The sequence below is a fragment of the Microcoleus sp. POL10_C6 genome (assembly GCF_036701585.1).
In the GTDB taxonomy this organism is placed as follows: Bacteria; Cyanobacteriota; Cyanobacteriia; order Cyanobacteriales; family Microcoleaceae; genus Microcoleus.
Map to the genome: position 1 here is coordinate 50,041 of NZ_JAUBRB010000017.1, position 13,106 is coordinate 63,146.

The window sequence follows — 13,106 nt, forward strand, 5'->3', positions numbered from 1 at the left end:
ATAATGTACCAGGACTTACGCATAAAAACCCAAGAAACCGGGTTTTTGGCAGCTTCTGCCATCTGTAACATATTCTTGGGCAAAAACCCGGTTTCTGACCACCCGCTGCGATGCTTAGAAACCGGGTTTTTTACGGTTTCGGCGGGCGGCAGCGAAGAGACTCGAAAAAACCCGGTTTCTGGGCCGTGCGTAAGTCCTGTGTACATCCTCAAAACCCCAGTTTCTTGGAGAAACCGGGGTTCGAGAAATTTCCCAATAGTTGTTAATTATGTCTAATTAACTTCCGGGGTAATTCCTTCAGGTTTTGCTGTTGTAGTCAGAAATTCCAAAATTTGGTCAGGAGTTAACTTTGGATTCGCCTGAAGCATTAGAGCAACTACACCCGCAACATAGGGAGCAGCCATAGAGGTTCCGCTAAATTGAGGGTCATAACCTTCTACGTTTTCCGGTGTAATTGGAGCTGTAGATAAGCCGTCATGGCCTGGAGCAACCACAAAATTTATTGGTATCGAACCCGCAGGATTGGAAAAAACTGTCACCTGTTTGCCTGGAGTTGTTACTGCTCCGACAGCTATTCCCAAATTATCGAAAGCATAAAATGCTGGAAAACTTGGTTCGCTAGGGTTGAGTTTGTCCCTGTCATTCCCCGCTGACATCACTACAAAAACTCCGCGTTGTCTGGCATATTCTAAAGCTTGCCGTACTTTATACCAGTTGGCGGTTGGTCCACCCAAACTCATGTTGATCACATTTGCGCCATTGTTTACCGCATAAAAAATGCCATCAGCGACTTTTGCAGGATTTATATCTGTAGAAAGTCCCACTCTAATCGGCATAATCTGAGCATCATAAGCAACCCCATTCATCTCCACGAGGTTACTGGGAGAATTGATGTCAATTCCATTTCTGTGGGCCCCAATGATTCCTGCTACGGCAGTTCCGTGATACCCACGCTGATCGTTTGAATCTGGGGAGACAGTAGCATCGCCATTCACAAAATCCCACCCATTTACATCATCAGGAACTCCGTTGAGATCGTCATCAATACCATTCCCCGGAATTTCTTTAGGATTCCGCCAGATATTGCTCTGTAAATCGGGATGACTCAAGTCAACACCACTATCCAGTACCGCAACCACAACTCCTTTACCCGTGTATCCTGCTTTCCAGGCTGGGGCAACATCGATCTGGTTTAATTCCCCTATGTTATTGAATTTAGCTGCACTGGTGAGCGGGTTCGCAGCATCCAACGGTTTACCAGTAGCAGCCGCAACGGCCGCTGCTGCATCCACCAGTCCATCGCCAAACAAGCTGTTGAACTTATCTGCTGTTGCCGGTGCAGCTAAGATGCTGAGGTTGTAGGGTGTGCTGCCTACAAAAGGGTTGACTCCGAGATAATAAGTACCTGCTGATAAACCCCTAAAGAAAATTTCTTCTCGATTGTTGCCTTGCTGTTGAGGAACGCCAAGAATTTCACCAAAATCAACCTTGTTGTTATTGTTGACATCCTGAAACAGCACTAAATCCGCATCTGTACCTGGAAATATTCCCCGCAAGTTGACTTGAAGGTTGCTGGGCTGTGGGAGATCGAATTTGTAGAGTTTCGCAGGTTGGTTTTCATTAACAAAGCCGTCCCCGGAACCCTTGACTTCGCTGCTGAATGTGCGCAGAGAAGTCGCTTGGTTAAGCAAGAACTGAATTGGCTTGAAAGTTATATCCAGGTTGTAGTTGGTGTTCGCTCCCTGTACACCCTGTTGAACGTAGACAAAGTATCTACCCGGTACTAAAAAGCGATTTTCAATTACTTCTGGCAGAATTCCAAGATTTAGGGAGGGGGAGGCAGAGAATGCCTCTCCCATTGGGCTACCATCGCCATTAGTATCCCTCACCAAGAATAAATCAGCGTCCGCACTCAAACCGCTGAGTCTCAATGTGATACTACTGGCTGTGTCAGTGGTGAAAGTGTAAATATCTTCGGTGTCGTTTTCACCTATGAAGCCATTCCGGCTAATTGAATTTTTCAGGGTACCGAGGTCTGTTAATCCTACTGCTGCTGCTTTTCGTTCGGTTTGGGGTACAAAAGAGTCATTGCTACTACCACCAATTAGCGTGTCTCCACCCAAGTTGCTAACCGAACTGTCTTGGTCATCAGAACCTGTAAGTATGTCGCTGCCTTGACTACCGTGCAGCGAGTCTGTTCCTTGACCTCCAACGAGGGTATTGTTCCCAAAGTTGCCAGAGATGAAGTCATCAAAGTTCCCGCCCAATAGGGAATCGTTACCGCTACCTCCTAACAGGAAATTCTGACCGCCACCGCCATCGATCGATTCTGGAGATACCGAACCAATCACAGTATCATTACCTTCTAAAGCCCGCAGTCCTCTGGTGAAGGGATTTAAAAGTCCTGGGGTTAGCCTGAAGAAATCAGAATTGGGAGTTAGATCGAAAAAATTACCGTCACTGCTGGAACCACTCATAATCAGATGCTCCTGGTCAGCTCAATAGGTATATTTTACTATGGAAAAAGTTTCAACCCTGAAATCGCAAAGTTTTTTAATGATACTCAAAGAAAATTCATAGGACTCAGGCAACAATCCTATGGATAGGTTTAACCCCACATTCCGCAGGTTTTAACACTAATTGGGGATTTTTTGGTAAGAAATGGCTGTAATTATTTGTCTACAATTATTGCGCTGATATGTAGAAATATTAGTTTTTATTAAGGAGTGTTTTTTTGTCCTCAATAGTCATTAACTATCGAGAATATGTTGGCAATTAAATTCCTAGGATGACGTTTGATCGTCAACATATTTTTGACTATGTTAAGAACTGCGGAATGTGGGTTTAACCACAGGGAATTGCCATACAAAACGCTATATAACGCAAATTCGACGCGGACGAGTGTAACGGTCAACATAGACTGTTTCTGAAGGTGAGTTTGACGGCGGAAATCCGAATTAATTAAAAGTGTAAATAGGAGCCTCTATGTCATACATACATAGCTTTTGAGCCGGGTATGTATAAGAATTAGGCTTGCTACTAAATTCACCATCAAATTAGCAACGTTGCGAGGGTAGTAAGGAGTTTTTTTCTGAAAAACCAAAAACCATAGTGAGGACTTCAGTCCTCACTATAAAACTATCTGAGACTGCTAGTTTCCTACACTAAGAAATTCTGGACAACATAGTTCCCCACATTTCTACCCGCACTCAAGCCATTTACGTTAGCACTCATGAAATGGATGCCTCCGTAAATGCGACTCATGCCCGATTCGTCGGCCGCTTCGCTGAAGTTCTCGTAGGTTCGCAAACTGTTGACAGATGGATCTCCCCGATCGGCAAAGCCGTAATCCGAACCAAATACAGAACTCATAACAGGATCTGCAGCACCGCTAAAGGTACTGTGACCCGATGTGTACTCAGGGAACGGCGGAGTAGTTATCAGCGGAGTCCATAGGGGGTCGGCTGTCGTGTTGGGATTGTTGTCTGTGTCTGCTTGGCGAATAGCTGTCACCGGCCGCCACAAGTTGTACTCATACTTGGTATCCCAGCAACTAATAGCTGCATCGGCGAGAGCAATATTCAGCAGGGCAAACAAGCGGGCGCTATCTTCCAGGGATGTGGCGGTGAGAGTTGCTGTTTCTTCGGCGATTTGATTCCAGTGGCCCGGAGGCGTAAACGTCCCAGCGCCGTTGGCCCAGAATTTGGCGATCTGTGTTTGGTCTGGGGTGCGCGTGAGGCTGTCACTTTTGCCGATTTCTTTGACGTAGTTAACTTCCTCTGCGTACTTGGCGCTGTCAAGGGCGGGCGGGCCGGCCGGGCGGAACTGAGAACCGCTAGTCATGGCAAAGGGAGTAACTTCTGCCCACTGTGGTGCCAGCGCGGCCGCAAGGGCAGGGGGAGTCGGCATCCAACTACCGGGTTCGGTTTTGGGGGTGTACTGCACTACTTTCGTGATGCCGTCTGTACTCCGCAAACTGATAATTTGGTCGGCAACTTGCTGTCCCAGGGCAATCCCGTCTTCTTTAGCTTTGCCATCGGTAATTTTAGCTAAAGACGATGCGTATACTTCGTTGAATGTCGCTGCTTGCGCTGGGTAGAGGCTGACTAGGGTGCGGTGGGCTGCGGCTGCTGTCGCGGCTTCTGCTGATGTGCCTGCTGGTGCATCTATGTTGACCCGGTAAGGGCTGTATTTTTTGCTGATCGAGTTAACAGCATCGTGAATGGCTGCGTGAACCATTGCCATGTTGCGGGAGGCGAGGGGAGGCGCGGTACTGGCTGTCCGCACTGCATTCAGCATGACTCCGTTCCACTCAATGACAGGGTTTCCCGATAGCTGATTTGTGAATTGGTCGCGGTTGATTGTGTTGCTGTTGACTCCCGCCAATACTACTAAATACTCGCCCGTGAGTTTGTCTTGAATTATAGTGCTGTTGCTGTTGGCGCCGGTGCCTTGCTCGATGTTTAAATCTTCAAAGCTGAGGCCGTCTAGCAATCGAATTTTGTCATTGCCGTTGCCGAAGTCGGCGATGTAGTCGGCTGTAGCTACAGTTGGGCCACCGCTGCCTTTAGCAATGGCAAATATATCATCGCCTGTGCCGCCGCTGATGGTATCGCTACCTACGCCTGCGTAGATGAGATCGTTGCCGGAATCGCCACTAATTAGGTCGCTGCCTTTGCCTCCCCAGAGGATGTCATTGTCTGCACCACCAACAATCGTATCGTTGCCTTGGTCGCCGCAGATTTTGTCTTTGCCTGCATCGCCTTCGAGATAGTCGTCTCCGCTGTTGGCATAAATTATGTCGTTGCCATCCAAGGCGTTAAATCTGTCTGGTTGGATGGTTCCTTCGAGATAGTCAAATTTAGAACTGGGGTTCAGGGATGCCATGTTTATTTATTGGATATTTTGATTAAAGCGCAAAGGTTCGTACCGTCTGTAGATGCTTAGGTGTATTTACCCCTGATTTAATAGTATTAAACTTTCTGGTTGATAAGTAAACGCCACAACCAAGGTTTATTTAATATTTAACGGGCTTTTTATGAAGTTTTGCGCTTTGAATTTGCGTAAAAATACAGACGTTGAAACTGCATTAGATACTGCAACGTTGTTAATTTTTTATAAACAAACGGTTTTTTTTATCTTTATCTAAAGATAATTTTTACCAGCATAAAAGGTGCGGATTGTGTAACTGAATAAGTATATGTTGATTAAGCACTTCTCAAAGCTGCGATCGGGTCGAGTTTGGCGGCTTGGCGGGCGGGGACAACGCCGAAGAAGAGGCCGACTGCACCGGATACACTGACCGCAAGGGCGATCGCCACGGGTGATATTCCAGCTTGCAATGGCGTGAAATTACCTACCAGCAAGATACCCCCGACACCTACGCCAGTACCGACGATCCCTCCGGCAGCGGATAAAATTACAGCTTCGACAATAAATTGAAACAAGATATCTTGTTGGGATGCGCCGATCGCCTTTCTGAGCCCAATTTCCTGAGTGCGTTCGCTGACGGACACCAGCATAATGTTCATAATCCCAATGCCACCGACTAATAGGGAAATGCTGGCAACAGCAGTTAACATCAGAGTCAAAGCGCCGGAAATGGCCCCCATTCTTGCCATTAAATCTTTCTGATTTCTGACAGTAAAGTCATCTTCGGTAGTAATTTTGTGCCGCAATCTCAGCAAGTTTTCCACCTGAAATTGCGCCGCGTCCATTTGCAATTCATCTTTAATCGAAATAAATATCGACGTGACAGCCAAACCGTAGGGAGATTTGCGCCCGACTATGCGATTGGCCATTGTGGTGATCGGCACAGTGGCGGAATTGTCAAAATTCGTACCAAAAGATGTGCCTTTGGGCGCCAATACTCCAATTACTTTGACGCTGACATTTTGGATACGCACCTGTTCGCCCAAGGGATTTGTATTACCAAAAAGTTTCTCTGCTAATTCTGAACCGAGAACCACAACTTGGTTACTTTGCTTAACATCTAGTTCGGTCAAAAACCGCCCTTTTGCCATTTCAAAGCTTCTGACTTCTAGAAATTCGGGAATCGTGCCAAAAATTAGAGACGAAACATTTTTGTTGCTGTAGCGAACAATTTCGGAACTGTTAAGTTCTGCTGACACGCCTTGAACGGATGGGACTTGAGTTGCGATCGCCTTTGCGTCTTCTAATATCAGTGTTTGAGGCGCACTTGAGATGGTACTTCGCCTAGCGTTGGGAACTCCAGGCCTCACGATTAATACATTTGTACCTAGGGATTGAACTTGTCCTGCTACAAATTTTTGAGCTCCTTCTCCAATTCCAATCATGGCAATTACTGAGGCGTTGCCGACAATCATCCCGATCATTGTTAAACTGCTGCGAGTTTTGTTGGCTAGTAGCGTTTGACCGGCCATTTTGACGCTTTCAATAAAATTCATACTTTGTTATGAGTTATTAGTTATGAGTTATTAATTATGAGTTATAGGAATCCTTGCAGGAGGCGTAATTTTTTTACCCCACCCCAACCCTCCCCGAACTCGCGGGGAGGGAGTAAGAAATTCACAAATGATTGAGAATTGCTATATGACTTATTAGTTATTTTTATAACAGTCAACAGTCAACAGTCAACAGCCAACCGTCAACAAACTAATTAAGCACTTCTCAATGCCACAATCGGGTCTAATTTAGCAGCTTGTTTTGCAGGTACGATGCCGAAAAATAAGCCGATACTGCCGGAAACACCGACTGCAAGTGCGATCGCCATTGGGGAAACACTAGCTTGCAGGGGAGTAAAAGCAGCTACTAAAAGCACGCCGCCGATACCGAATCCAGTGCCGATCGCCCCGCCTGCTGCTGACAAAATCACAGACTCTATCATAAACTGAATCAGGATATCTTGCTGAGAAGCTCCGATCGCCTTTCTCAGTCCAATTTCCTTAGTGCGTTCGGTAACAGAAACCAGCATAATATTCATAATCCCAATGCCGCCGACAAACAGCGAAATTGCCGCCACGAAAGCCAACATCAACGTCAAACCACCAGTAATGTTGCCCAAAGTTTTCATTAACTCTTTCTGATTTCGGACAGTAAAATCATCCTCTTTAGTAATTTTATGACGCAATCTGAGCAAATTTTCTATTTGAAATTGGGCAGCTTGCATCATAGTTTCATCTTTAATAGCCACCGAAATAAATGTTACTTTTGTACCGTAGGGAGACGAGCGACCTACGATCCGATTTGCCATTGTTGTCAGCGGCAAATAAACGTTCATATCTTGATTGTCGCCAAAACTTGAACCTTTCGCCTGCATGACTCCAATCACTTGAAAGCTAGAATTTTTGATGCGAATGTATTGACCAACTGGCTGTGTATTGCCAAACAATTGTTCTGCTGCTTCCGATCCTAAAGCAACCACATTTTCTTGTCTTTCTAAATCTAATTTGCTTAAAAATCGACCTTGACCGACATCAAAGCTTCTAACTGTCAGAAATTCTGGGGTAGTTCCGACAATGGAAGATGAGACATTTTTATTGCGGTAAGTAACGATTTGACTATCATTAAGAGTTGGTGCGACTTCTTGGACAGAAGGTACTTGAGATGCGATCGCCTCTGCATCTTCCACTACTAAAGTCTGAGGTGGAATCACCGGGCGGCTTTGCGCTTCAGGACTTCCGGGAATAATAAATAGCAAGTTTGAACCCAGAGAGTTAACTTGTCCCTCGATAAATGTTTGAGCTCCTTCGCCGATACCGATCATAGAAATGACAGAAGCATTGCCGATGATAATTCCTAACATCGTCAAGGTGCTGCGAAGCTTGTTTGCCATCAAAGTTGTGACGGCCATTTTGACGCTTTCAACAATATCCATAATTCGATTTTAGATTTGGGATTTTAGATTTTAGATTAGGGAATTGGCATTATTGGTGTCAACTTAATATTTAAACCCATCATAAATCTCGCTTGTAGTCGAGTCTCGCTTCCCCTAAATTCCCCTTAATAAGGGGGACTTTGAATAGTCTTGTCCCCCTCTTATTAAGGGGTGTTAGGGAGGAGCTCGGGGCTTGAAAACACCATAGAGCGATCGAGATAATGCCCCATGCCCTATGCCCCATGCCCCATGCCCTATGCCCTATGCCCCATGCCCTATTTCTGATTCTTGATAATATCCTCCAGCTTTTTACCTTGAGGAAGTTCGGTAAAAACGCGATCGCCCGCTTTTGCACCCTCTAAAATCTGAATCTTGTTGCCAATAGTCGATCCAACCGTAACAGCCTTAAACTTCGGCTGCTGTTTCTCATCGGGAACTAGCACACCTGTTTGACCTTTATTAGTCACAATTGCCACCGTCGGCACAACTAAAGCATTGCTCAGCTTTTGACCTACAAATCTCAAATCTACATTCATCCCCGATTGCAGCGACTCTTTGCCCGTATCAATAGCAACTCGCACTTGAAATAGCGTCACATCCCGTTCCTTAACAGCTTCCGGCGCAATTAACTTAACGCGACCTTTAAACACTTGATCTGGATAAGCATCAGCCACTATTTCAACTTCTTGGCCCGGTTTAATTTGGCTGATATCAGCCTCCGGGACTTTCGCCAAAACTTCCACATCTCTAGCTAAAGCGACAATCGATGTCGAAGTTGCCGAAGTAGCTTCCGAGGCCGAAGTGGCCGGAGTTACAAAAGCTCCTTGGATGGCGTATCTTTGGGTAATAATTCCCGCAAAAGGAGCGCGAACTTTCGTATCTTCTAACTGCACTTCTTGAAAGCGAACTTGAGCTTGAGCTTCCTCTAATTCAGCTTTAGCTTGAGCTATTTCTTCGGGGCGAGAACCGTTTTCTTGTGCGTCCAATTGACTTTTGGCTTCAGCAACTGCTGCTTCGGCTTTGGCGATTTCTTCGGGACGGTTGCCGTTCTCTACTTGCGCTAATTTGCTTTTAGCTTCGGCAACTTCTGCTTCTGCTTTGGCAATTTCTTCCGATCGCGTGCCGTTTTGCAATTGGTTCAATGCTTGCTGCTCGACTTGCACAGCAGCTTGCAGTTGCTGAATTTGCGACAGCCGATTTTCTTGTAGTTGTTGCAGGCGTCTTTGAGATTCTATTAATTTAGCTTGGGCTGTACGATTTTCTTTAATTAATTCATCGAGTTTATCTTTAGCCAAAGCACCTTCTTCCACTAGCGGTCGATTGCGTTCTACCCGTTGAGCTGTTAATTCGGCTTGGGCTTTACTCGAGTCAATTTGCGTTTGTGCTTGGGCAATTTCTTGTTTGACACTGCCGGTTTGAGCGTCTGCTAAACGAGCTTGAGCTTGGGCTAAACGAGCTCGCGCTTGGCTGACTTCTTCAACGCGGCTGCCAGCTCGCAGTCGCTGCAACCCTGCTTGAGTTTGCTGCAAGCGGGCTCTGGCTCCTGCAACTTCTTCAACGCGGCTGCCGGCTTGGGCTTGCGCCAGACTGGCTTCGGCTTGATCTAAGCGCGCTCGGGCGCTGGCGATGTCTTCCGATCGATTCCCGGCTTCAATTTTGGCGAGTTTTGCTCGCACGCTGGCTTCGCGGGCTTTAGCTTGAGCTAGTTGAGCTTCTACATCGCGACTTTCCATGCGCGCAACGATTTGTCCTGCTTCCACTTTATCGCCCTGTTCGACAAATAATTCTGCGATCCGGCCGGAGCCTTTGGGGCTGAGATTCACGCGCTGTACGGGCTGCACCGTGCCGCTCGACGTGATCCGCACCGTGAGGTTTTGCGCTTCCACCGGCACTGTCATAGTGGCGATCGCATCTACTTTCGGCTGCGATCGACTTTTTGCTATATATATAGTGGTCGGTACAGCTAGCAACCCGGCTGCAACCAACCCAATCGCCCACCGCTGCGGTTTGCGCGCGGGTTTCTTCGGAGACTGCTTTTGGGCGGGTTTTTTATCTGCAATTTTAGTCTCTACGGCCTTGGTGTCTACAGTCTGAGTATCTTCCACCTTGACCTGAGCAGTTTCCTTTTTAGGGCTAACGATCATACCGACTCACCTAATTTAATCTCAGGATTACCTTAAAGGTAAAATTTTTGCTGATGCTTGGCATCGTCTTTCAGACTCATCCGATCGGGTGATTTATAAAAAGTTCCCCAACCAGCACCTGTAAACAATTATAGCTAATCTTTGCAATTTATTAAAAAATGTTAAGTTTTTTCAGCCAAAAGAGGTGGATCTAAACAAAATCGCTCCTGGCTGCTGGCAAATTAAAATATATTTTAGCAGATAATATTATTTTGGGGAGCTAGGTGCCCGCTTCTCACCAGCAACAAAGGCGGATCTGGCTGCGGGCGATCGACTATAGTAGGTCATTGCCGACTCGTGTTAGCGATCGCAGCGGGATCGGCCAGTGAATCGCTCGTAACGACACAGTATGGACACACTTAATTCTCATAAACCCGGTTTCACGGGTAGCGGTGCGTAAGTCCTGAATACATATCCGCCCTGTGCCCACAACAGGTTAAAATATTTTTCAAATCCGTTAAAAATGGAAAATAAAAACAATGAATCGTCCTCAAAGCGTTACAGTTCTGGCAATCTTGCAGCTAATTAGCGGCGTATTCAGCCTCCTTGACGGGTTGTTCATCTTACTTTTTGCCGGCATTTTTGGCGGCATCGGTGCGGCTGTCGGCGGGGCAAAAGTTGGCACTGTAATCGGCGGCTTCATTGCCATTTTTGCGGGAATCAGTTTTATTTTAGGTCTCCTCTCCTTACTCTTAACTTGGGGTTTGTTTCAACTCAAAAATTGGGCTTGGACTGGAACATTAATTGTCCATATCATCGCCACCCTCGCGCAAATTGCCAAAATGTTGGGCAGCGGCGGTACAGCAGTCAATTTTTTAACTCTGGGTTTTGCAGTAGCTAGCATTTACTACCTGCTGCGGCCGGATGTTAAACAAGCATTTCGTGTCTGATTTCCTTTTCATTAACGGTACTGAATTCTGGGATCAAAAAAAGCATAGGAAATATCAACAGCCAGATTAATCAGTACAAAAGTTACAGCCACAAAAATTACTCCTCCTTGGACTATTGGGTAATCCCGTGTCAGAATACCGCTATAAATCCAAGAACCAATTCCCGGCCAGGAAAAAATCGTTTCAGTCAGAATAGCGCCGCCTAAAAGAGTGCCGAACTGCAAACCGATAGTTGTGACGATCGGCAAAAACGCATTTTTCAAAGCGTGTTTCAAAATCACCCAATATTCCGGTAATCCTTTCGCCCTCGCAGTGCGGATGTAATCTTGAGAAAGCACTTCCAGCATTGCAGAACGAGTGATGCGAGCTATAATCGCCAGAGGAATAGTTCCTAAAGTCAAAGCTGGCAGGATTAAATGGGCGATCGCATCCCGCAAAGCCGCTAAATTCCACCTCAGCAAAGAATCCAAAATATAAACACCCGTAATCGACTTAAAACCAAACCCCAAATCTACACTCATCCGCCCGCTAGGAGGCAGCCATTTCAGATAAACAGCAAACAAATAAATCAATATCAATCCCAACCAATACACTGGCAAAGATACGCCAATTAACGAACCACTCATGGCGATATTATCCAGCCAGCTATTTTTCCGAACAGCAGCCAAAATCCCCGCCGGAATTCCGATAACCAGTGCCACCAACATCGCCACCACAGACAGTTCAAAAGTAGCAGGCCAGCGACTTCTAATTTCATCAATTATCGGAATACCGCTAATAATACTATTTCCCAAATCCAAGCGCAGCAAACTCCATAAAAAAGCCAAATATTGCAAAGGCAAAGGCTGATTCAAACCTAATCTCGCTTTCAAAACTTCCACCTGTTCCGGAGTTCCCCGTTCCCCCAAAAGCACTGTAGCTGGGTCTCCGGGTATCAAATGCAAAAAAGCAAATACTAGCAGAGTGATTCCGAAAAGGACTGGCAATATTCCGAGCAAACGTTTAACAATATATTTAGCCATAATTAGATTTGAGATTTAAGGTTTGAGAACAAGAATATGAATAGAAAAGTAAATTTATGTAAATAATAAGGAACCAAAGAGAAGATATTTTAATCAACAGTGACATACTTACGTACATACTTACGTAGACATAGGCTATAGTAAGATTGATTTTATTTTGGGTGAACCTTGCAGGCGATCGCACCAGACACAAACGAGCGATCGCACTTTTAACTGCAATCTAGGCATTTTGTTACATAAATTAATTTGTGAGGTGTATTATGCCTTGCTCAACAATATCAGCACGCGCGATCGCAGGTGCCGTTGCGGGTACAATGCCTGAAACCACACTGACTATTGGAAAACTAGCGCCTAACTTTGAATGGCTCAAGCAATTCGGCACACCCAAGGACGATCGCTTCAGCAGCACAGCACTTGAGAGTGCAGGCAATCTCTATCTGACAGGATATACCTATGACTTTTTGAGCGGCACAAATCCAAGTACAAATGCCTGGGTAACTAAATATGACAGCAGTGGCAGTCAGTCGTGGCTTAAGCAGTTAGGGGATAACTTGGCGACGGAAGTGAGAGTGGATAGTGCTGGCAATGTCTACCTGACAGGAAACACTGCTGCCGCTTCACCGCAGGGGATTTTTAATGATTCCGACGCTTGGGTAGCTAAGTATGACAACACCGGCAGCCAGTTGTGGCTCAAGCAGTTCGTCGTCACAACCCCTGATTTTAATGACTATCCCTCAGACCTCGCTGTCGATAGTGTCGGCAATGTCTACATTTCAGGAACAAGTGGCTATACAACTTCAGGTGCAGGTGGAGGCCCCAAAAGCGCTTGGGTAGCTAAGTATGACGACAGGGGCAACCAGTTGTGGTTGAAGGATGTCAATGCTGACACCCACGACATCTCCGATGGCATAAAAGTGGACAGCAGTGGCAATGTCTATCTGACAGGCACAAACTATAACTTTTCAAAAGGCTATCCACCGGATGTTCACACCTGGGCAGCCAAGTATGACAGCAATGGCAATCAGTTGTGGTGGAAGGAATTCCCGACTGCTGACTCTGACTACCGAGAAATCACAGCCCCCTCAGATTTAGGGGTGGATAGCGCTGGAAATCTCTACCTGACTGGAGAAACCAACGGCTCTTTGGGAAGTCC

9 protein-coding genes are annotated in these 13,106 nt (G+C 46.1%); 3 read left to right on the forward strand and 6 right to left on the reverse strand.

What is annotated here, in order from left to right:
- The first annotated feature begins 3 nt into the window (after positions 1 to 3).
- Entirely contained in the window at positions 4 to 276 is a 273-nt protein-coding gene (locus QUA34_RS11795; RefSeq protein ID WP_333386740.1) for a hypothetical protein, read from the forward strand.
- On the opposite strand, the gene QUA34_RS11800 is transcribed toward QUA34_RS11795, so the two are convergent.
- The 5 genes from QUA34_RS11800 to QUA34_RS11820 form a co-directional block, all read right to left on the reverse strand.
- Positions 273 to 2,477 carry a S8 family serine peptidase gene (locus QUA34_RS11800; RefSeq protein ID WP_333386744.1) on the reverse strand — a complete coding sequence of 735 codons (2,205 nt, stop codon included), beginning with the start codon at positions 2,475 to 2,477 and terminating at the stop codon, positions 273 to 275. The genes QUA34_RS11795 and QUA34_RS11800 overlap by 4 nt on opposite strands.
- Positions 2,478 to 3,159: 682 nt before the next feature.
- Positions 3,160 to 4,887, reverse strand: coding sequence for a chemotaxis protein CheB (locus tag QUA34_RS11805; protein ID WP_333386747.1), 1,728 nt, complete (start codon positions 4,885 to 4,887; stop codon positions 3,160 to 3,162).
- Positions 4,888 to 5,207: 320 nt separating this feature from the next.
- On the reverse strand, positions 5,208 to 6,428 hold the full coding sequence (locus QUA34_RS11810; protein ID WP_333386751.1) for an ABC transporter permease: 1,221 nt from the start codon (positions 6,426 to 6,428) through the stop codon (positions 5,208 to 5,210).
- A gap of 212 nt (positions 6,429 to 6,640) precedes the next feature.
- Positions 6,641 to 7,858, reverse strand: coding sequence for an ABC transporter permease (locus QUA34_RS11815; protein WP_333386755.1), 1,218 nt, complete (start codon positions 7,856 to 7,858; stop codon positions 6,641 to 6,643).
- Between the two features lie 275 nt (positions 7,859 to 8,133).
- The gene (locus QUA34_RS11820; protein WP_333386758.1) at positions 8,134 to 10,002 is read right to left on the reverse strand and encodes an efflux RND transporter periplasmic adaptor subunit; all 1,869 of its coding nucleotides are present in this window, start codon (positions 10,000 to 10,002) and stop codon (positions 8,134 to 8,136) included.
- Positions 10,003 to 10,520: 518 nt separating this feature from the next.
- On the opposite strand from QUA34_RS11820, the gene QUA34_RS11825 reads away from it, so the two are divergent.
- Positions 10,521 to 10,931 (forward strand): hypothetical protein, encoded by a 411-nt coding sequence (locus tag QUA34_RS11825; protein ID WP_333386761.1) that lies wholly within the window; start codon positions 10,521 to 10,523, stop codon positions 10,929 to 10,931.
- 11 nt (positions 10,932 to 10,942) lie between these two features.
- On the opposite strand, the gene QUA34_RS11830 is transcribed toward QUA34_RS11825, so the two are convergent.
- Positions 10,943 to 11,953 (reverse strand): ABC transporter permease, encoded by a 1,011-nt coding sequence (locus QUA34_RS11830; protein ID WP_333386764.1) that lies wholly within the window; start codon positions 11,951 to 11,953, stop codon positions 10,943 to 10,945.
- A 260-nt stretch (positions 11,954 to 12,213) separates the two neighbouring features.
- Between QUA34_RS11830 and QUA34_RS11835 the strand changes: the two genes are divergently transcribed.
- Positions 12,214 to 13,106, forward strand: an 893-nt coding sequence (locus tag QUA34_RS11835; RefSeq protein ID WP_333386767.1) for an SBBP repeat-containing protein, incomplete at its 3' end; no start/stop codon positions are given.

What these genes read in the sequence shown, in the direction of transcription:
- QUA34_RS11795 (WP_333386740.1), top strand. Translation starts at nt 4, where the DNA reads ATGTACCAGGACTTACGCATAAAAACCCAAGAAACCGGGTTTTTGGCA.
- QUA34_RS11800 (WP_333386744.1), bottom strand. Translation starts at nt 2,477, where the DNA reads ATGAGTGGTTCCAGCAGTGACGGTAATTTTTTCGATCTAACTCCCAAT.
- QUA34_RS11805 (WP_333386747.1), bottom strand. Translation starts at nt 4,887, where the DNA reads ATGGCATCCCTGAACCCCAGTTCTAAATTTGACTATCTCGAAGGAACC.
- QUA34_RS11810 (WP_333386751.1), bottom strand. Translation starts at nt 6,428, where the DNA reads ATGAATTTTATTGAAAGCGTCAAAATGGCCGGTCAAACGCTACTAGCC.
- QUA34_RS11815 (WP_333386755.1), bottom strand. Translation starts at nt 7,858, where the DNA reads ATGGATATTGTTGAAAGCGTCAAAATGGCCGTCACAACTTTGATGGCA.
- QUA34_RS11820 (WP_333386758.1), bottom strand. Translation starts at nt 10,002, where the DNA reads ATGATCGTTAGCCCTAAAAAGGAAACTGCTCAGGTCAAGGTGGAAGAT.
- QUA34_RS11825 (WP_333386761.1), top strand. Translation starts at nt 10,521, where the DNA reads ATGAATCGTCCTCAAAGCGTTACAGTTCTGGCAATCTTGCAGCTAATT.
- QUA34_RS11830 (WP_333386764.1), bottom strand. Translation starts at nt 11,953, where the DNA reads ATGGCTAAATATATTGTTAAACGTTTGCTCGGAATATTGCCAGTCCTT.